This is a genomic window from Nocardioides ganghwensis (assembly GCF_014779655.1).
Lineage (GTDB): Bacteria > Actinomycetota > Actinomycetes > Propionibacteriales > Nocardioidaceae > Nocardioides > Nocardioides ganghwensis.
The window spans coordinates 158,006-176,570 of record NZ_JACXYX010000006.1; the positions used below are offsets into that span (position 1 = coordinate 158,006).

Sequence of the window (18,565 nt, forward strand, 5' to 3'; positions counted from 1 at the left end):
GAGCCACCGCATGCCCCGCCTCTGCCAGACCGACGGCCTCTCCGAGGACCAGACCGAGATCCTCAAGGCCGTGCGCCAGTTCGTGGACGAGCAGATCATCCCCGTGGCGCAGGAGCTCGAGCACGCCGACGAGTACCCGACCGAGATCATCGAGGGGCTCAAGGAGCTCGGGGTGTTCGGTCTGACGATCCCCGAGGAGTTCGGCGGGCTGGGGGAGTCGCTGCTGACGTACGCGCTGGTGGTCGAGGAGATCGCCCGCGGGTGGATGAGCGTCTCGGGCGTGATCAACACCCACTTCATCGTGGCCTACATGCTGATCCAGCACGGCACGGAGGAGCAGAAGCAGAAGTACCTCCCGCGGATGGCGACCGGCGAGGTCCGCGGCGCGTTCTCGATGTCCGAGCCGGGGCTGGGCTCCGACGTGTCCGCGGTGTCGACCAAGGCGACCAGGGCCGAGGACGGGTCCTACTCGATCACCGGGCAGAAGATGTGGCTGACCAACGGCGCCACCTCCACCCTGGTCGCGGTGCTGACCAAGACCGACGAGGGCGCCGAGTCGGTCTACAAGAACATGACGACCTTCCTCGTGGAGAAGGAGGCCGGGTTCGGCGAGACCGCCCAGGGCGTCACGGTGCCGGGCAAGATCGAGAAGATGGGCTACAAGGGCGTCGAGACGACCGAGCTCATCCTCGAGGGCCACGAGATCGCCGCCGAGCAGATCCTGGGCGGGGAGCCCGGCAAGGGCTTCTTCCAGATGATGGACGGCGTCGAGGTCGGCCGGGTCAACGTCGCGGCGCGCGCGTGCGGCCTGGCGTGGCGCGGGTTCGAGCTCGGCATCGCCTACGCCCAGCAGCGCAAGACCTTCGGCAAGGCGATCGCGGAGCACCAGGCGGTGCTGTTCCGGCTCGCGGAGATGGCGACCAAGGTCGAGGTCGCGCACACGATGATGGTCAAGGCCGCGCGCCTCAAGGACACCGGGCAGCGCATGGACGTCGAGGCCGGCATGGCCAAGATGGTCGCGAGCGAGTACGCCAACGAGGTCGTCGAGGACTCGTTCCGCATCCACGGCGGCTACGGCTACTCCAAGGAGTACGAGATCGAGCGGCTGATGCGCGAGGTCAAGTTCATGCTCATCGGTGAGGGCACCTCCGACATCCAGAAGATGATCATCGGCCGCAGCCTGCTCAAGGACTACAAGCTGCGGTAGTCGTCACTGCGCCTCCGCGGCGGCGTCGGCGGCTGCCAGCGCCTCGCTTGCGGCCTCCACGACCTCGGGGGACAGGACGTGCTCGATCGCGAGGGCCGAGGCACCGAGCACCGCCGCCTCGCCGCCGGCACGTGAGGTGACGATGCGCAGGTGCTCGGTGGCCAGCGGCAGGGAGCGCTGGTAGACCGACTCGCGGATCCCCGCGAGCAGGTGCTCGCCAGCGCCCGCCACCTGGCCGCCGATCACCACGACCGACGGGTTGATGAGGTTGACCATCGTGGCGACGACCTCGCCGATGTCGCGCCCGGCCTGGCGTACGACCGCCATCGCCGGCTGGCTGCCCGCGCGCACCAGCTCGACCACGTCGCCGCCGGTCTCGGCGCTCTCGCCCTGGGCGCGCACGGCGGCCGCCAGCGCCGGTCCGGCGGCGACGGCCTCGAGGCAGCCGGTGTTGCCGCAGCGGCACAGGATGTCGTCGGCCCCCGGGACCCGTACGTGCCCGAGGTCGCCCGCGGTGCCCTGGGCGCCGCGCTGCAGGACGCCGCCGGACACGATGCCCGCACCGATGCCGGTGGCGACCTTGATCAGCACGAGGTCGTCGACGTCGCGCAGGTGCCGGCGGCGCTCGCCGAGGGCCATGATGTTGACGTCGTTGTCCACCAGCACCGGGACCGGGTACTGCTCCTGCAGGTAGGCCGGGACGTCGAAGCGGTCCCAGCCGGGCATGATCGGCGGGTTGATGGGTCGTCCGGTGGAGTGCTCCACCGGGCCGGGCAGGCCGATGCCGATGGCGGCGAGGTCCTCGATCGGCCGCTCGCTCGCGGCCACCAGGTCCCGCACGGAGTCGACCACCCACGACAGGACGGCCTCGGGGCCGTCGGCCACGGCGATACGCGCGTCGGTCTCGCCGAGGATCGATCCGTTGAGGTCGGTCAGCGCGGCACTCGCGTGGGTGGCCCCGATGTCGACGCCGACGACGAGCTTGGCGGTCGGGTTGAGCGCGAAGAGGGCCGGCGGACGGCCGCCGGTCGAGCGGGCCCCGCCGAACGGTGCGACCAGCCCCAGCCGCATCAGGGTGTCGATCCTGGCGGTGATCGTGGAGCGGGCCAGGCCCGTCGCTTCGGCCAGCTGGGCGCGGGTCCAGGGCCTTCCGTCACGGAGGAGATCGAAAAGCTCGCCGGTTCGCACGGGCGGAGTCAAGCACATGCACGACTTTGCACGCTAGACCTAAGACTTTTGAGAGGCACTCGACAAAAGCCCGTGACACATGCCACAGTGACGCCGTGCCCCCGAACCACTCCACCGAGCGCTCCACCGAGACGGCCGCCGAGAACGCACTCGTCGCGACCGGCATGACCAAGAGCTTCTTCGGCAACACCGTGCTGGACGGACTCGACCTGACCCTGCGGGCGGGCGAGGTCCACGGGCTCGTCGGCGAGAACGGTGCCGGCAAGTCGACGCTGATGAAGATGCTGGCGGGTGTCCACACCCCCGACAGCGGCACGATCGTCGTCGGCGGTGAGCAGGCCTCCTTCAGCCACCCGGTCCAGGCGCAGCGCGCCGGCGTGTCCACCGTCTTCCAGGAGTTCAACCTCCTCCTCGAGCGCACGATCGCCGAGAACATCTGGCTCGGCCGCGAGCCGCGCCGCTTCGGCCGGGTCGGGCCGGTCGACACCGCGAAGATGCGCCGCGACACCGACGAGCTGCTCTCCGGACTCGGCGTCGCCGGCCTCAAGGCCGGCATGCTCGTGCGCAGCCTCTCGGTCGCCGAGCAGCAGATCGTCGAGATCGCCAAGGCGGTCAGCTTCGACGCCAAGGTGATCCAGATGGACGAGCCGACCGCGGCCCTCGCCGACCACGAGGTCGAGCTGCTCTACTCGATCATCCAGCGGCTCACCGACCGCGGCGTCGCGATCGTCTACGTCTCGCACCGGCTCAAGGAGATCTTCGACCTCTGCCAGACGATCACCATCCTCAAGGACGGCCAGCACGTCGCGACCCGCCCGGCCGGGGAGCTCTCCGAGGCCGAGCTCGTACGCCTCATGGTGGGGCGCCCGCTCACGACGTACTTCCCCGAGAAGCCGGCCGACGTCGAGGTCGGCGACGTGCGGCTCGCGCTGTCGGGGGTCGGCAACGGCTACGTCGACGACATCACCCTCGACGTGCGCGCCGGCGAGATCGTCGGCATCGCCGGGCTCCAGGGCTCCGGCCGCACCGAGCTGCTGGAGACGGTCTTCGGCGTCCACCCCGTCGCGCGCGGCGGGATCACCCTCGACGGCTCCCCACTGAAGGTCACCAGCCCACGCCAAGGCGTACGCGCCCGTCTCGCCTTCATCACCGAGGACCGCAAGGCCAAGGGCCTGGCCCTCAACCAGTCGATCCTCGACAACGCCCTCGGGGTCGTCCGCTCGGTCTTCCCCCGGCGCACGGGCGCGGCGCGCCGCGAGATGCCGGGCGTGCTGTCCGGGCTCGACGTCGCGGCCGCCAGCCTGGGCCAGGAGGTGCAGTTCCTCTCCGGCGGCAACCAGCAGAAGGTCGTGCTCGCCCGGTGGCTGAGCATCGACCCGCTCGTCGTGCTGATGGACGAGCCCACTCGCGGCATCGACGTCGGCGCCAAGCACCGCGTCTACGAGCTGATGCGCGAGCTGACCCGGCAGGGAGTCGCGGTCCTGATGGTCTCCAGCGAGCTCCCCGAGGTCATCGGCATGTCCGACCGGATCCTCGTGATGCGTGACGGCACCCTCGCCGGCGAGCTGCCGGCGGGATCGAGCGAGGAGGCCGTGCTGGCCATGGCGACCGGAGCCGCCACGGAAGGGGAAGCGGCATGAACGGCACGAGAGCGACCACCGACCCCACCGCCGGGACCCCCGAGCCGGCCGCGGAGCCGCAGGAGTCCGTACGCCGCCGGCGCGCCGCGCGCCCGAAGGCAGAGCGCCGGCGCCTCGACTCGACCGCCCTGATCTACCTCGTGCTGGTCGCCGTCGTCGCCACCTCGGCCGTGCTGACCGGGGTCGAGGGCCGCAACTTCTTCAGCCAGGGCAACGTGTGGGCCGTCCTGACCGCGATGAGCGTGCTCGGCCTGATCGCCATCGGTCAGACCCTGGTGATCCTGGTCGGCAGCCTCGACCTGTCGGTGCCCTACGTCGTCAGCCTGGCGACCGTGATCGCGGCCGGCGGCATGAAGGGCCTCGACAGCAACATCCCAGCGGCGGTCGTCAACACCCTGGCGCTGTGCGCGGTGATCGGCCTCGTGATGGGGCTGCTGGTCAGCCTGCTGCACGTGCACGGCTTCATCGCCAGCCTCGGCATCGGCCTGGTCGTGAGCGGCTACCTCGGCACCAACTACCAGGGCAGCCACGGCGCTGCCGCCCCCGACCTGAGGCTGCTGGGCCGCAGCGGCATCGCGGGGTGGATCCCCACCGCGTTCATCATCCTCCTGGTCTGCGCGGTCCTGGTGACGCTCCTGCTCCGCTACACGCGGCTGGGCCACCACGTCTACGCCATCGGCGGCAACCAGGCCGTCGCGCGGATGTCCGGCGTGCGGACCGCACTCCCGGTGGTCGCCGCCCACGTGCTCTGCTCGGTGCTCGCCGGCCTCGCCGCGCTGCTCCTGCTCTCCCGCACCGGTGTCGGCTCCCCGACGATCGGGTCGCAGGGTCGCTACGACCTGCTCTCCATCGCGGCCGTCGTCCTCGGCGGCACCCTGCTCGCCGGCGGCAAGGGCAGCGTCGTCGGCACCATCGGCGGCGTCGCGATCTTCGCGGTCCTCGACAACGTCATGGGCGTGATGCAGGTCAACCCGTTCCTCAAGGACTTCGTCCGCGGCCTGGTGATCGTGCTGGCGGTCGCCGTCTACGCCCGCCGCAGCGTCGTACGCCGCCCACCGCGCTTCGGTGCCTCCAGACCCGTCCTCCCCGTCCCGTCCTCGGCGGGCCCGTCCACGAAGGGGGAGCGGGCATGAGCGCCACGACCCCGGTCAGCAGCTCCGCCAGCAGCTCCGCCAGCGGTGCGGGTCGCACGCTCCCGCTCACCGAGGGCTCGACGGTCCAGCGGGTGCTGCGCGCTGCAGTGACCCCCGGCGGCGCGGTCTTCATCCTCGCCGCGATCCTCTTCGTCGCCGTCGTCTCGGCCAACCCGTCCTTCGGCGAGCCGCCGCAGCTGATCCGCTTCATCGGTCGCACCGCGCCGATCGCGATCGCGGCCATGGGCCAGTACTACGTGATCGTCTCCGGCGAGTTCGACCTCTCCATGGGTGCGGTGATCGCCACCCAGGTGGTCATCGCCGGCAACTACATCGGCGACGACGAGGGACGCGTGCTGCCCGCCATCGTGCTGATGCTCGTCATCGGCGCCCTGGTCGGCCTGGTCAACGGCCTCGGCACGACGCTGCTGCGGGTGCCGAGCTTCATCGTCACCCTCGGCACCATGCTGGCGCTCGGCGGGCTCGTCCGGTTCCTGACCGGCGGCGCTGCCACCGGCAACCCCGTCGACACCTTCCGCGAGATCGGCCGGGGCGGGATCCAGGACGTGCCGGTCGTCGAGGTGCTGCCCTACCCCGTGATCATCCTCGTGGCGATCATGGTCGCCGGCGTGTGGCTGATGCGCTCGCCGTTCGGCCGGACGATCATCGCCACCGGCGACAACCCCGACGCCGCCGCGCTTGCCGGCGCGCACGTGTGGTGGGTCAAGACCCGCGCCTTCATGCTCTCGTCCCTCTCGGCCACGGTTGCCGGCATCCTGCTGGTCGGCTACGCCGGCGTGCACCCCTCGGTCGGGGCCGGCTACGAGTTCCAGGCGATCACCGCCGTCGTGCTGGGCGGCGTGGTCCTCGGCGGCGGACGCGGCTGGCTCCTCTCCGCCGCGGCCGGTGCCTTCGCGCTCGAGCTGCTCTTCTCGTTCCTCAACTTCCAGGAGGTCGAATCCACCTGGAGGCCGACGGTCCAGGGCGTGATCATCATCCTCGCCGTGGCCGCTGCCGGCCGCGCCTGGTCCCTCGGCCGGCGACCTTCTCGGGCCTCACCACCCGCACCACCTGCTGCACCCGCACCATCACCCACCACTGCCCGCCCGGGCACTGAAACAGGAGAAATCTGATGCGCCGAAAGATCCACCGCGCGCCGATGGCCGTGGCCTCGGCCCTGCTGCTCGGGGTGTTCGCCACGTCCTGCAGCACCGAGGACCCGACGGACTCCACCTCGGGGACCGACGAGAGCTCGGAGACCTCGGAGTCCCCGGACGCCTCCGAGGAGAGCCCGGCCGACGAGCAGGAATGGTTCGACCAGGCCGTCTACGACGAGCAGTACGAGCAGCGCTCGGCGACCTTCGAGGGCGACTCCGCGACCCCGTGGCTGCAGTACATCGACGGTGAGATGACCGACACCGCCGAGTACAAGTCCAACAAGGCGGGCAAGGCGTGCTTCGCCAACGCCTCGATCTCCAACCCGTGGCGCCAGACCGGCTGGATCACCATGAACCAGCAGCTCGAGGCCCTGCAGGAGAAGGGCGTCATCTCCGAGATGGAGACCCGTGACGCCGGCGACGACGACAACACCCAGATCGCCGACATCGACTACTTCATCTCCGAGGGCAACTGCGACGCCTTCATCATCTCGCCCAACTCCACCGCCGCCATGACCGACGCGGTCGAGCGCGCGTGCGAGACCGGCAAGCCCGTCGTGGTCTTCGACCGCGGCGTGGAGACCGACTGCGCCACCACCTTCATCCACCCGATCGGTGGCTTCGCGTGGGGCATCGACACCGCCGAGTTCCTCATCGACAACCTCGAGGAGGGTGACAAGGTCGTCGCGCTGCGCATCCTGCCGGGCGTCGACGTGCTCGAGCAGCGCTGGGCCGCGGCCGAGAAGCTCTTCGAGGAGAACGGCATCGAGGCGGTGGACTTCTTCACCGGTGCCGACCCGACCGAGATCAAGACCTTCATCACCGACGAGCTCAACAAGGGTGAGGTCCAGGGCGTCTGGATGGACGCCGGCGACGGTGCCGTCGCGGCCATCGAGGCCTTCGAGGACTTCGGGGCCGACCTGCCGGTCATGACCGGTGAGGACGAGATGAGCTTCCTGCGCAAGTGGGAGGAGACCGGCCTGACCGGCCTCGCGCCCGTCTACTCCAACTTCCAGTGGCGCACGCCGCTCCTCGCGCTGGAGAAGATCTGGGCCGGCGAGGAGGTCCCGAAGGAGTGGGTCCTGCCGCAGGTCCCGATCACCGAGGACGAGCGCGGTGACTACCTCGAGGCCAACGACGGCATGCCCGACGGCCACTACGCCAAGTTCGGCGGAGAGGACCTGCCCGGCTACCCCGAGGTCTGGCAGGAGCGCCAGATCCCCTGATCCGGCACTGATCGACCCATCGGTGGGCCGGGCTCCGCGCCCGGCCCACCGACCCTCAGCCACCCTTGTGGGAAGACCCCTAGCGAGAAGGACCGACCGGCATGCGAGAGATCGGCGTGAACACGTGGGTCTGGACCTCCCCGCTCACCGATGCGGGAGTGGCCGACCTGCTGCGCCGGGTCGCGGGCATGGGCTTCGACGCCGTCGAGCTCCCCCTCGAGAACGCCGGTGACCTCGACGTCGCCGTCGTGGCCGAGGTGCTCGCCGAGACCGGACTGACCCCCTGCGTCGTCGGGGCGATGGCGCCGGGCCGGGACCTCGTGGACACGTCCTGCGTGGCCGCCACGCAGGACTACCTCCGTGCCTGCGTCGACTTCGCCGCCGGCATCGGGGCACGCTCGGTGTGCGGACCCTTCTACGCCGCCACCGGTCGTGTGTGGCGGATGGACGCCGACCAGCGGAACGCGGCGTACGGCGACCTCCGCACCCACCTCGCGCCGGTCGTCGACCACGCGCTCGCGCAGGGCGTACGCCTGGGTGTCGAGCCGCTGAACCGCTACGAGACGTCCCTCATCAACACCGTCGACCAGGCCCTCACCGCGCTCGAGCCACTCCTCGGCGAGGGACTCGGCCTGGCCCTGGACAGCTACCACCTCAACATCGAGGAGCGCTCCAGCGCCGACGCGATCCGCGCTGCCGGGCCGCACCTGGCGCACGTCCAGGTCTGCGGCAGCGACCGTGGCGCGCCGGGCGGGGACCAGACCGACTGGCCCGCCTTCGTGGGCGCGCTCGACGAGGTCGGCTACGACGGTCCCCTGGTCATCGAGAGCTTCACCGCCGACAACGCCTCCATCGCCACGGCCGCCTCCATCTGGCGGCCGCTGGCACCCACCCAGGACGAGCTCGCCCGAGACGGCTTGTCCTTCCTCCGGTCGCTCGCCTGAGCGACTGCCACCACGTCAGGAGAAGCACGTGACCAGCACACCCAGCGCCTCGGGCGCCGCCGGGTCCCCGGGAGTCGCCGTCATCGGCTACGCCTTCATGGGCAAGGCGCACTCCCACGCATGGCGCAACGTCGCCGCGCTCCGCCCCGGCGCACCCGGCGTACGCCAGCAGGTCCTGGTCGGCCGTGACGCGGCCGCAGTCGGTGCCGCGGCCGCGCAGTACGGCTGGGCCGAGACCGCGACCGACTGGCACGAGGTGATCGAGCGCGACGACATCGACATCGTCGACGTCTGCGTCCCCGGGCACCTGCACGCCGAGGTCGCGATCGCCGCGCTGGAGGCGGGCAAGCACGTGATCGCCGAGAAGCCCCTCGCCAACACCATGGCCGAGGCCGAGAAGATGGTCGCCACCGCCCGAGCCGCCCGCGAGCGCGGCGTGCACTCGATGGTCGGCTTCAACTACCGGCGCGTGCCCGCGCTGGCGCTGGCGCGCCGGCACGTGGCCGAGGGCCGCATCGGCGAGGTGCGCCAGGTCCGCATCTCCTACCTCCAGGACTGGCTCGCCGACGAGGACGCGCCGATGACCTGGCGGCTGCGGCGCGAGCTCGCCGGGTCGGGCGCGCTGGGGGACCTGGGCTCGCACGCCGTGGACCAGGTGCGCTTCCTGCTCGGCCAGGAGGTCACCGAGGTCAACGCGATCACCCACACCTTCGTGCCGCAGCGCACGGGCGCCTCCGGCCCCGAGGACGTGACAGTCGACGACGCCGCGTGGAGCACGCTGCGTACGGACGGTGGCGCGGTGGTCAGCCTCGAGGTGACCCGCATGGCGACGGCGCGCAAGAACGCCCTCGGCATCGAGGTCTACGGCAGCGCCGGGGCCCTGCGCTTCGACCTCGAGTCGCTCAACCACCTCGACGTCTGCCTCGACGGCGGCGACAGCTTCGCCCGCCAGCTCGTCACCGAGCCCGGCGATCCCTACATCGACGGCTGGTGGCCGCCCGGACACGTGCTGGGGTGGGACGCCACGTTCACCAACCAGGCCGCCGACTTCCTCACCGCGCTCGCCGCGGGCGAAGAGCCGACGCCGTCCTTCGAGGACGGGCTCGCCGTGCAGCGGGTGCTGGCCGCGATCGAGGCCAGCTCCGCGCAGGGTGGGAGCTGTGCGCGCGTCGACACCGGACTCGGACCAGGAACGGAGCACATCTGATGGGTCGTCCCTTCACCCTCTTCACCGGCCAGTGGGTCGACCTGCCGCTCGACGAGGTGGCGCGCCTCGCCGCCGAGTGGGGGTACGACGGCCTCGAGGTCGCCGTCTCAGGCGAGCACCTCGACGCCTGGCGCTGGGAGGACGACGACTACGTCGCCGAGCGCCTCGCGATCCTGGACGAGCACGGCCTGCAGCTGCACGCCATCTCCAACCACCTCACCGGCCAGGCGATCTGCGACGACCCGATCGACTTCCGCCACCAGGCCATCGTGCGCGAGCGCGTGTGGGGCGACGGCGACCCCGAGGGCGTGCGCCAGCGTGCGGCGGAGGAGATGAAGCTGACCGCCCGGCTCGCGCAGAAGCTCGGCGTGAAGACCGTGGTGGGGTTCACCGGGTCCTCGATCTGGCAGTACGTCGCGATGTTCCCGCCGGTCCCGGCGGAGCGCATCGAGGCGGGCTACCAGGACTTCGCCGACCGCTGGAACCCGATCCTCGACGTCTTCGACGAGTGCGGCGTGCGCTTCGCCCACGAGGTCCACCCCTCCGAGATCGCCTACGACTACTGGACCACCCGGCGTGCCCTCGACGCCGTCGACAACCGGCCTGCCTTCGGCATCAACTGGGACCCCAGCCACATGCTGTGGCAGGGCATCGACCCCGTCGCGTTCATCACCGACTTCGCCGACCGGATCTACCACGTGGACTGCAAGGACACCCGGATGCGGATGGGCGGGGGCCGCAACGGCATCCTCTCCTCGCACCTGCCCTGGGACGACCCGCGGCGCGGCTGGACCTTCGTGTCCACCGGCCACGGGGACATCCCGTGGGAGGACTGCTTCCGCACACTGACTGCGATCGGCTACGACGGCCCGATCTCGGTCGAGTGGGAGGACGCCGGGATGGATCGGCTGCGCGGCGCACCCGAGGCGCTCGCCCGGCTGCGGGCCCTGGACTTCGACCCGCCGGCACAGTCGTTCGACGCGGCCTTCAGCAAGCAGTCGGAGGGCTGAGCGAGCCCTAGACTCCCGCGCATGGGGGGATTCCGGGCCAAGGACGCCGATCGTGAGCGCTACGTCGACATCATCGAGGCGGCCTACGTCGACGGGCAGCTGGGGGAGCAGGATCGCGAGCTGCGCGTCTCACGGGCGCTGACCGCGCAGACGCTCGACGAGCTCGACGCGTTGACGCGCGACCTCCAGGATCGTCCCGTGCCTGTCGCGGCGCGGGTCGACACTCCCTCCGCGGCCGCACCGCGAGCCGCGAAGCTCGTGGTCGGCGGCGCCTTCGCCGTGATCACGGTTGCCGTGCTGCTGATCTTCGGCGCAGTCGGGCTCGCGCTCTTCTCCGTCACCGGCGAGTCCGACGAGTCGCCAGCCGTCGTCATCTCCGGCGAGGCAGTGCCGGTGCCGGCAGAGGTGGACGTCGTCGAGGAGCAGCAGTCGTTCGCCATGACGGCCCCCGAGGTGCGCCGGTTCGTCCGGGCGTACGAGCGCGAGTTCGGCACCCTCGACGTCTACGACGTGGGGTTCTACCCGACCCGCGTCGGCGTCCAGGTCCCGGTACGCGGATCCCGCCCGCGCTTCGAGCGGTGGACCTGGGATGGCGAGTGGACCCAGGACACCGAGGCGGCCGCCGTACGCGGGCCCGGCGAGGTGATCGACCTCGGTGCCCTCGACCTGCGTCGGCTCTTCGCCAACATCGCCACGGCGAGGAAGACGCTGCGCGTGGAGCGTGGTCGGCTCACGCACGTGCTGGTCAACGACTGGAGCGAGGTGCCGACCGTCAACATCTACATCGGCAACAGGTTCGACGAGAGCGGGTACCTCAAGACCACGCTCTCCGGCGAGGTGCTCCGCAGCTTCCCCCACGACGGGTGATGCATCCCACGTGACCGCGGCCGCCCCGGCGGCCCGCGCTGCGGCACGATGTCGGGCATGAAGACGAACGCCGGCAACTTCTTCGAGGACTTCACGCTCGGGCAGGTCATCGAGCACGCCACCCCGCGCACGGTGACCGAGGGGGACCGGGCGCTCTACGGTGCGATCTACCCCACGCGTTTCGCGGTGCCGTCCTCGGCGGAGTTCGCCGCGTCGGTCGGCCTCGCGCCGCACCCGGTGGAGGAGCTGGTCGGCTTCCACATCGCCTTCGGCAAGACCGTCCCCGACGTCTCGTTGAACGCGGTCGCGAACCTCGGCTACGCCGAGTGCCGCTTCCACCTGCCGGTCGTCCCGGGCGACACGCTGCGCACCCGCTCGGAGGTCATCGGCCTCAAGGAGAACTCCAACGGCCGGACCGGCGTCGTCTGGGTGCGCTCCACGGCGACCAACCAGCGCGGCGAGACCGCGATCGACTGGGCGCGCTGGGTGATGGTGCACAAGCGCTCGGCCGACTCACCGGCACCGGACACCGTGGTGCCCGACCTCGCGCCGGCCGTCGAGGCCGCCGACCTCGTCGTGCCCGGCGGCCTGGACTTCTCGGCCTACGACGTGGTGGCGGCGGGCTCGCCGCACCTGCTGGGCGACTACGAGGTGGGGGAGCGGATCGACCACGTCGACGGCGTGACCCTCACCGACGCCGAGCACATGATGGCCACGCGCCTGTGGCAGAACACCGCGAAGGTGCACTTCAACACCGACGCCCGCCCCGACGGCCGGCGGCTCGTCTACGGCGGGCACGTCATCTCGCTCGCCCGGGCGCTGTCCTTCAACGGCCTCGCCAACGCCCAGCTCGTCGCGGCGATCAACGCCGGCGCCCACGTCGCCCCGGCCTTCGCCGGCGACACCGTCCATGCCTGGTCCGAGGTCCTCGACACGACCGAGCTCGACGCCCCGGGTGTCGGCGCGCTGCGCCTCCGGCTGGTCGCGACGAAGGGGCGCGACGAGTCGATGACGCTGCGCGGCGAGGACCAGAAGTACGCCGACGGCGTGCTGCTCGACCTCGACTACTGGGCGCTCGTCCCGCGCTGAGCCCCGCCCTGGTCAGCGGTGGGTCAGGAGCTCGGCCGCGACGACGTCGAGCGCCCCGTCGAGGGTGGGGGCGTCCGGGAGCCCCAGCCGCGACAGCACCACCCGCGCCGCCGCGAGCAGCTCGTCGTCGGTGGCGTCGTCGGGCGTACGCCCCGCGCGGGGGTCGGCCGGCAGCAGCTCGTCGGGGTCGCCCACCACGTCGTAGGCGCGGGCGCGCAGGTCGGCGACGACCGCCTCGGAGCGCTCGCGGACCCAGGCGTGGTGCCGCGCGGGCAGGACGAAGGACTCCCGCTCGGCGGAGCCTGCCAGCGCCTCGGGCACGAAGGTCCCCTTCACGTGGCGGGTCAGGGCAGGCGTACGCCGGGGACGGGGCACCCGCTCGTTGATGCGGCGCAGCAGCTCGGCCTCGACCAGGCCGAGGGAGTCGTTGGGCCGTCGCGCGGCGGTGTCGAGGCCGGTCACGTCGAGCCCGAGCACCGAGGCGGTGCGGAGCCAGAGCTCGTCGCGCGGCGCCCCGGCGGGAGGTACGACGACGAGGTGGACGCGTGCGTCGGGGAGCCCGGCGGACCACAGGCCCAGGATCGCCGGCACGTCCTGGTAGCGCCAGAACTTCTGGTCGTCCTCCCCGCGCCGGACCGTGGCGAGGAAGCGGCGGTAGGGCTGACGGGCGCCCATCTTGACCCGCTGCTGCCACGCGGAGGGCAGCACGCGGCCGAGGTCGCGGGCGGTCACCACGACGTGCACCTCCTCGGCCGCGCCGGCCAGGTCGGCCAGCGCAGCGGCCGCGGCGTCGGGCGGGGAGTCGGAGAAGTGCTCGTTGGTGACGAGCGCGTCCCCGGACCACGCGCTGGTCTCCTCGACCAGCCGTCGCCACGCGTCGCGTTCGCGGTCGCGGAGCGTCTCGACGACGGCGGTCATGCCCTTGACGACGGCCGCGGCGGCGAAGTGGTCGCGACGCCTCCCGCCCGGTAGCAGCAGGCCGCGTTCGCGCAGCTCGTCGCGGTGCTGCCACCAGAGGTCCTGGAGGAAGGAGGTGCCGGACTTCGCCGTGCCGACGTGGAGGAACACGCGGCGAGCCATGCCGGTGACCCTACTGGGTGGCGGCAGACTCGTTCCGTGGCCTGGGACCCCGACTTCGTCTACGACACCTACCCGCGCATGGAGGCCGCCTTCGCCGCGCGCCTCGACGAGAGCCTCGCCCCGCGCGATCCCTCGGTGCTGCTCCAGGTGGTGCGCGAGCTGGACCTGCGCCCCGACAGCCGGGTCGTCGACGTCGGGTGCGGGGAGGGGGCGTACGCCGCCCGGCTCGCCACGCACTTCGGGTTCCGGGTGCTCGGCATCGACCCGGTCCAGCGCCACCTCGACCTGGCCCGGACGGCGCGGCGCGACCTCGCCCCGGCCATCGCCGCACGTCTCGCCTTCGAGCGCGGCACCGCCACGCGCCTGCCGGTGCCCGACTCCTCGCTCGACCTGGTGTGGTGCCGCGAGGCGATGGTCCACGTCGACCACCCCGACGACGCGTACGCCGAGTTCGCCCGGGTGCTGCGCCGCGGCGGCCACGTCGTGGCCTACCAGGCGGTGGCGACCGACCTGCTCGCCGACGAGGACGCGGACCGCCTCTTCGACGTGATGGGCGTGGCGCCCTCCTCGGTCGACGCGCGCGTGCTGGACGACGCGATCGCCGCCTCCGGGCTCGAGGTGGTCGACACCCTCGACCTCGCCTCGGAGTGGGGCGAGTGGTCGCAGGAGCACGAGGGCGCCGGCGGTCGCGCGCTGCTCCGCCTGGCGCGGCTGCTGCGCGAGCCGGGTCGCTACCGCGCCGAGTTCGGGGACGCGGCGTACGACGTGATGCTGGGCGACTGCCGGTGGCAGGTCCACCTCATGACGGGTGGCCTGCGCGGCCGCGTCGACGTCCTGCGCCGGCCCTGATATCCCCTCGACCCGGCTTGCTGCGTTTGGCAGGGTGGTCCTCCGACCGTCATCGATCCAGGAGGACCTCATGGCTGATCAGGACCCCAACGCAGACATCAAGGCGAAGATGCGGGAGGCCCTCGATCGCAAGAAGGGCCACGACCACCCGGACGACCGGGCCGACTCGCGCGAGAAGGCCCACGGCTCGGAGGTCAACGACAAGAACGTCGCCAAGCCGATGCACCGCCGCAAGGCGGGCGGCGGCGGCGTCTGAGCCGCACGTGCCGGCGGACGGCCCGTCCGCCGGCACGTGGCAGACTCCCCGCATGTCCTCCACCTCGGGTCCTGAGCTCTGGGTCGTCCGCCACGGGGAGACCGAGTGGAGTCGCGACGGCAAGCACACCTCGACCACCGACCTGCCCCTCACCGACGTCGGCGAGGCCGCGGCGCGCGGGCTCGGCCCGCGCTTGGCCGAGGTGGAGTTCGACCTGGTCCTGACCAGCCCGCGCCGGCGCGCGCGGCGTACGGCGGAGCTGGCCGGCTTCGCCGAAGCGGAGGTCGACGAGGACCTCGTCGAGTGGGCCTACGGCGACTACGAGGGCGTGACGACCGCCGAGATCCGCGAGAGCGTCCCGGGCTGGACGGTGTGGACCCACCCCACTCCGGGCGGCGAGAGCGCGGACGAGGTCTCCGCCCGTCTCGACCGCGTCGTCGCCCGCACCCGCGAGCACGGCCGTGCCCTGGTCTTCGCGCACGGCCACTCGCTGCGCGTCCTCACCGCGCGCTGGCTGGAGCAGTCCGCCGCCGAGGGTCGGTTCTTCCGGCTCGACACCTCGACCGTCTCGGTGCTCGGCTTCGAGCGCGAGCACCCCGCCCTGCTCCGGTGGAACAGCTGACGTGCGCATCGACCTCCACACCCACTCCTCGGCCAGCGACGGCACCGACACTCCCGGCGACCTGGTGCGCGAGGCCGCCGCGGCCGGGCTCGACGTGGTGGCGCTGACCGACCACGACGCGATGTCGGGCTGGGCCGAGGCGCAGCAGGCCGCGGACGAGGTCGGGATCACGCTCGTGCCGGGGCTCGAGATCAGCACGCGGTTCCGCCACCGGGGCGTGCACCTGCTCGGCTACCTGCCCGACCCGACCCACCCGTCGCTGGTCGACGAGCTCGACCGCATCCTCGAGGGACGCACCGCCCGGACTCCGGCGATCGTCGCGGCCCTGCGCGAGCACGGCATCGACATCAGCGAGGAGGACGTACGCCGGGAGTCGGGCGGGTCGGTCGCCGCCGGGCGCCCCCACGTGGCGGACGCCCTCGTGCGCAGCGGTGTCGTCGCCGACCGGACGGAGGCCTTCGCGACCCTGCTGAGCCCGGGGCAGGCGGGCTACGTCAACCGCTACGCGTCCGCGCTCGAGGACATGATCCCGCTCGTGGCCGCCGCCGGCGGCGTCACCGTCGTAGCCCATCCGTGGGGTCGCGGCAGCCGGTCGGTCCTCGACGCCGAGGCCCTCGCCGGACTCAAGGACCTCGGACTCGCCGGGATCGAGGTGGACCACCAGGACCACGCGCCCGCCGCCCGCGCCGAGCTGCGCGCGATCGCCCGCGAGCTCGACCTCGTCGTCACCGGCAGCAGCGACCACCACGGCCTCGGCAAGGTCGACCACGACCTCGGGGTGAACACGACCGAGCCCGAGCAGTACGAGCGCCTGATGTCGCTGGCGTCACGTCGTCTCGACGGTTGAGGTGCGAGCGGGGTCCGTCGGTGGTTGAGGTGCGAGCGCAGCAAGCCTCGAAACCGCTCCCGGACCGCGTCCTCGTCTATGGGGTGACCGGCAGCGGCAAGAGCACGGCGGCCCTCGCGATCGGCGCCCGTACGGGCCACCCCGTCACCCTCGTCGACGAGCTCACGTGGCTCCCGGGCTGGGTGTCCGTCGACCCTGCGGTCCAGCGGGAGCTGATCGGCGAGGTCGTCGCGGGGGAGCGGTGGCTGCTCGACTCCTCGTACGGCGCCTGGCTGGACTTCGTGCTCCCGCGCACGCAGCTGGTCGTCGGCCTCGACTACCCGCGCTGGCTGTCGCTGTCCCGGCTGGTGCGGCGGACGGTGTCGGGGGCGGTCACGAAGGAGCCACGGTGCAACGGCAACGTCGAGACCTGGCGGGCGATGCTCAGCAGGCGGTCGATCATCCGCTGGCACTTCCGGTCCTTCGCCCGCAAGCGGGCCCGGATGCGCGCCTGGGCCGCATCGCCCGACGGGCCGGAGGTGCTGCTGTTCCGGCGGCCGCGGGAGCTGGAGGCGTGGATCGCGGCGCTCGGGGGATAGGACTGGCTTCTCCCTGGCCGAGGCGTCCCTGGCGCCCGGGGATCTGCTCGTAGACCTGTTCGGAAATGCTCCTCCACGGTCCTGTTCTCGCAGGTCGGAGTGTCGGTGGTCTCTGGGAGACTGGACCCATGTCCACCACCGCTCCGGCACCCGCGACCAGCACCCGGCTCTCGAGCCGTGTGGTGCTGGATCGTGCGGTGGCGGCGATGCGTGCGAAGCGTCGTGTCGAGGTCGAGGTCCTGGAGTCGGCGCTGGCGTGGGCGCACGCGCACGTCGTGACCGACGAGGAGGTCGCGGCGGGGTGGCGCTCGGAGACGATCCACACGCCCGGGACTGCGGCGGCGTTGTTCGGGGAGCGTCCGCTCCCGATCGCCGGGGACGGGACCCCGTTGGTCGCGGAGTTCGCGGTCATCGAGCTGGCCGCGGTGCTCGAGCAGTCCCACGAGGCCACCCTCGCCTTGTTGGGTGACGTGCTCGACCTGGCCCACCGCCTGCCACGCCTGTGGACACTTGTCCGCTCGCTCGACGTTCCGGTGCGGCTGGCCCGGGAGGCGGCCCGGGTGTCACGCGACCTCGACCTGGTCGCGGCCGGACACGCGGACCGCCTGCTGGCCTGGCAGCCGCGTCGGCTCAACCCGCACCGCGTCGGGGTGCTGGTCCACGAGGCCCGGTTGTACGCCGACCCGGACCGCGCGATCGCCGACCACGACGAGGCCCTCGCCGCCCGCCGGGTGGAGGTGCACCACGAGCAGGGTGCGCCCGGGGTGAGCGAGGTGTTCATGAGTCTCGACACCGCCGATGCGATCGCGTTCGACAACACCGTGTCGACGATGGCCACCACGATGAAGGCGCTGGGTCACCACGGCGACCTCGGCGTACGACGGGCTCATGCGGTCGGGCTGCTGGCCGACCCCCAGCAGGCGCTCGATCTTCTCGCTGCCGCGGATGTCGCGGACCCCGACCGTGACGTCGACCCCGACCGTGACGAGAGCGTGTGCGTAGCCGAGGAGGCCACCTACGCCGCCGCGGACCCGTTCCGCCGCCCCACCACCCACCCGCGAAACGGCCAGACAGGCCAGACAGGCCGGACAGGCGGGTCGGGTGAGGTGCGGCTGGTCCTGCACGTGACTGACCGCGACCTCATCGCTCACGACCAATCGGTTGACTCGCACGGCATCGATCCGCGCGGTGTCGCGCGCAGCGACGAGCTCGGGCCGATGCTGCTGGGCCGGCTCCAGGCGTGGCTGCTCACCGCAGGCAAGGTGGTCATCCAGCCCGTCCTCGACGCAGACCGGATGCCTGCGGTGGACGCGCACGACCCGCCCGCGCGGATGGCCGCGGCGGTCCGGCTGAGGGATGAGACGTGCGTGTTCCCCGGCTGCACCCGCCCCTCCGACCGGGCCGACCTCGACCACATCATCGAGTACGTCCCGATCGCCGAGGGCGGGCCACCCGGCCAGACCCACCCGAACAACCTCGCGCCCTTGTGTCGGCGGCACCACCGGGCCAAGACCTTCGGCGCCTTCACCTACCACCGACGACCCGACGGCGCGTACGAGTGGACCCTCCCCTCAGGGCGACGGATCACCACCGACCCACCACGCCCACGACCCCGACCAGAACCGGGGTACAGACCCTGACCGCCCCGCCAGCCCGACACCACCG

18 protein-coding genes are annotated in these 18,565 nt (G+C 71.9%); 16 read left to right on the plus strand and 2 right to left on the minus strand.

The genetic code is table 11. The annotated features are described in order from the left end of the window. Window positions 1-10 precede the first annotated feature (10 nt). A complete protein-coding gene (locus tag IEZ24_RS09220) occupies window positions 11-1,207 on the plus strand; it encodes an acyl-CoA dehydrogenase family protein (RefSeq protein ID WP_129455494.1) in 1,197 nt (398 codons plus the stop codon). Window positions 1,208-1,210: 3 nt separating this feature from the next. On the opposite strand, the gene IEZ24_RS09225 is transcribed toward IEZ24_RS09220, so the two are convergent. Continuing rightward, window positions 1,211-2,395, minus strand: coding sequence for an ROK family transcriptional regulator (locus tag IEZ24_RS09225; protein WP_242498508.1), 1,185 nt, complete (start codon window positions 2,393-2,395; stop codon window positions 1,211-1,213). Between the two features lie 95 nt (window positions 2,396-2,490). Between IEZ24_RS09225 and IEZ24_RS09230 the strand changes: the two genes are divergently transcribed. The 9 genes from IEZ24_RS09230 to IEZ24_RS09270 all read left to right on the plus strand — a co-directional run bounded on the left by IEZ24_RS09230 (window position 2,491) and on the right by IEZ24_RS09270 (window position 12,668). Further along, entirely contained in the window at window positions 2,491-4,035 is a 1,545-nt protein-coding gene (locus IEZ24_RS09230; protein WP_207206834.1) for a sugar ABC transporter ATP-binding protein, read from the plus strand. Further along, a complete protein-coding gene (locus IEZ24_RS09235) occupies window positions 4,032-5,168 on the plus strand; it encodes an ABC transporter permease (protein ID WP_129455496.1) in 1,137 nt (378 codons plus the stop codon). The genes IEZ24_RS09230 and IEZ24_RS09235 overlap by 4 nt, the downstream gene beginning before the upstream one ends. Continuing rightward, the gene (locus tag IEZ24_RS09240) at window positions 5,165-6,301 is read left to right on the plus strand and encodes an ABC transporter permease (RefSeq protein ID WP_129455497.1); all 1,137 of its coding nucleotides are present in this window, start codon (window positions 5,165-5,167) and stop codon (window positions 6,299-6,301) included. Before IEZ24_RS09235 ends, IEZ24_RS09240 begins: the two co-directional genes overlap by 4 nt. Continuing rightward, a complete protein-coding gene (locus IEZ24_RS09245) occupies window positions 6,301-7,551 on the plus strand; it encodes a substrate-binding domain-containing protein (protein WP_129455498.1) in 1,251 nt (416 codons plus the stop codon). Before IEZ24_RS09240 ends, IEZ24_RS09245 begins: the two co-directional genes overlap by 1 nt. 101 nt (window positions 7,552-7,652) lie before the next feature. Then, window positions 7,653-8,495, plus strand: coding sequence for a sugar phosphate isomerase/epimerase family protein (locus tag IEZ24_RS09250; protein WP_129455499.1), 843 nt, complete (start codon window positions 7,653-7,655; stop codon window positions 8,493-8,495). A gap of 28 nt (window positions 8,496-8,523) precedes the next feature. Further along, window positions 8,524-9,702, plus strand: coding sequence for a Gfo/Idh/MocA family protein (locus IEZ24_RS09255; protein ID WP_129455500.1), 1,179 nt, complete (start codon window positions 8,524-8,526; stop codon window positions 9,700-9,702). Continuing rightward, on the plus strand, window positions 9,702-10,712 hold the full coding sequence (locus IEZ24_RS09260) for a sugar phosphate isomerase/epimerase family protein (RefSeq protein ID WP_129455501.1): 1,011 nt from the start codon (window positions 9,702-9,704) through the stop codon (window positions 10,710-10,712). Before IEZ24_RS09255 ends, IEZ24_RS09260 begins: the two co-directional genes overlap by 1 nt. Before the next feature lie 21 nt (window positions 10,713-10,733). Continuing rightward, window positions 10,734-11,579 carry a DUF1707 SHOCT-like domain-containing protein gene (locus IEZ24_RS09265; protein ID WP_129455502.1) on the plus strand — a complete coding sequence of 282 codons (846 nt, stop codon included), beginning with the start codon at window positions 10,734-10,736 and terminating at the stop codon, window positions 11,577-11,579. A 57-nt stretch (window positions 11,580-11,636) separates the two neighbouring features. Further along, entirely contained in the window at window positions 11,637-12,668 is a 1,032-nt protein-coding gene (locus tag IEZ24_RS09270) for a MaoC family dehydratase (protein ID WP_224745072.1), read from the plus strand. Between the two features lie 12 nt (window positions 12,669-12,680). On the opposite strand, the gene IEZ24_RS09275 is transcribed toward IEZ24_RS09270, so the two are convergent. Continuing rightward, complete coding sequence (locus tag IEZ24_RS09275; protein ID WP_129455504.1) at window positions 12,681-13,748, minus strand: hypothetical protein; 1,068 nt, start codon at window positions 13,746-13,748, stop codon at window positions 12,681-12,683. 36 nt (window positions 13,749-13,784) lie between these two features. Here IEZ24_RS09275 and IEZ24_RS09280 point away from each other — a divergent pair, with 36 nt between their 5' ends. From IEZ24_RS09280 to IEZ24_RS09305, 6 genes are all read left to right on the plus strand, one after another. Beyond that, window positions 13,785-14,597 carry a class I SAM-dependent methyltransferase gene (locus IEZ24_RS09280; protein ID WP_129455505.1) on the plus strand — a complete coding sequence of 271 codons (813 nt, stop codon included), beginning with the start codon at window positions 13,785-13,787 and terminating at the stop codon, window positions 14,595-14,597. Between the two features lie 70 nt (window positions 14,598-14,667). Then, complete coding sequence (locus IEZ24_RS09285; protein ID WP_129455506.1) at window positions 14,668-14,853, plus strand: DUF5302 domain-containing protein; 186 nt, start codon at window positions 14,668-14,670, stop codon at window positions 14,851-14,853. Window positions 14,854-14,905: 52 nt separating this feature from the next. Then, a complete protein-coding gene (locus tag IEZ24_RS09290; protein WP_129455507.1) occupies window positions 14,906-15,475 on the plus strand; it encodes a histidine phosphatase family protein in 570 nt (189 codons plus the stop codon). 1 nt (window position 15,476) lies between these two features. Continuing rightward, on the plus strand, window positions 15,477-16,322 hold the full coding sequence (locus IEZ24_RS09295; RefSeq protein ID WP_129455508.1) for a PHP domain-containing protein: 846 nt from the start codon (window positions 15,477-15,479) through the stop codon (window positions 16,320-16,322). Between the two features lie 29 nt (window positions 16,323-16,351). Further along, entirely contained in the window at window positions 16,352-16,900 is a 549-nt protein-coding gene (locus IEZ24_RS09300) for a P-loop NTPase family protein (protein ID WP_129455509.1), read from the plus strand. Between the two features lie 128 nt (window positions 16,901-17,028). Then, window positions 17,029-18,540, plus strand: a complete 1,512-nt coding sequence (locus tag IEZ24_RS09305; protein WP_191192838.1) for an HNH endonuclease signature motif containing protein — start codon at window positions 17,029-17,031, stop codon at window positions 18,538-18,540. Window positions 18,541-18,565: the final 25 nt, after the last annotated feature.

What these genes read in the sequence shown, in the direction of transcription:
- IEZ24_RS09220 (WP_129455494.1), top strand. Translation starts at nt 11, where the DNA reads ATGCCCCGCCTCTGCCAGACCGACGGCCTCTCCGAGGACCAGACCGAG.
- IEZ24_RS09235 (WP_129455496.1), top strand. Translation starts at nt 4,032, where the DNA reads ATGAACGGCACGAGAGCGACCACCGACCCCACCGCCGGGACCCCCGAG.
- IEZ24_RS09240 (WP_129455497.1), top strand. Translation starts at nt 5,165, where the DNA reads ATGAGCGCCACGACCCCGGTCAGCAGCTCCGCCAGCAGCTCCGCCAGC.
- IEZ24_RS09245 (WP_129455498.1), top strand. Translation starts at nt 6,301, where the DNA reads ATGCGCCGAAAGATCCACCGCGCGCCGATGGCCGTGGCCTCGGCCCTG.
- IEZ24_RS09250 (WP_129455499.1), top strand. Translation starts at nt 7,653, where the DNA reads ATGCGAGAGATCGGCGTGAACACGTGGGTCTGGACCTCCCCGCTCACC.
- IEZ24_RS09260 (WP_129455501.1), top strand. Translation starts at nt 9,702, where the DNA reads ATGGGTCGTCCCTTCACCCTCTTCACCGGCCAGTGGGTCGACCTGCCG.
- IEZ24_RS09265 (WP_129455502.1), top strand. Translation starts at nt 10,734, where the DNA reads ATGGGGGGATTCCGGGCCAAGGACGCCGATCGTGAGCGCTACGTCGAC.
- IEZ24_RS09270 (WP_224745072.1), top strand. Translation starts at nt 11,637, where the DNA reads ATGAAGACGAACGCCGGCAACTTCTTCGAGGACTTCACGCTCGGGCAG.
- IEZ24_RS09275 (WP_129455504.1), bottom strand. Translation starts at nt 13,748, where the DNA reads ATGGCTCGCCGCGTGTTCCTCCACGTCGGCACGGCGAAGTCCGGCACC.
- IEZ24_RS09285 (WP_129455506.1), top strand. Translation starts at nt 14,668, where the DNA reads ATGGCTGATCAGGACCCCAACGCAGACATCAAGGCGAAGATGCGGGAG.
- IEZ24_RS09290 (WP_129455507.1), top strand. Translation starts at nt 14,906, where the DNA reads ATGTCCTCCACCTCGGGTCCTGAGCTCTGGGTCGTCCGCCACGGGGAG.
- IEZ24_RS09305 (WP_191192838.1), top strand. Translation starts at nt 17,029, where the DNA reads ATGTCCACCACCGCTCCGGCACCCGCGACCAGCACCCGGCTCTCGAGC.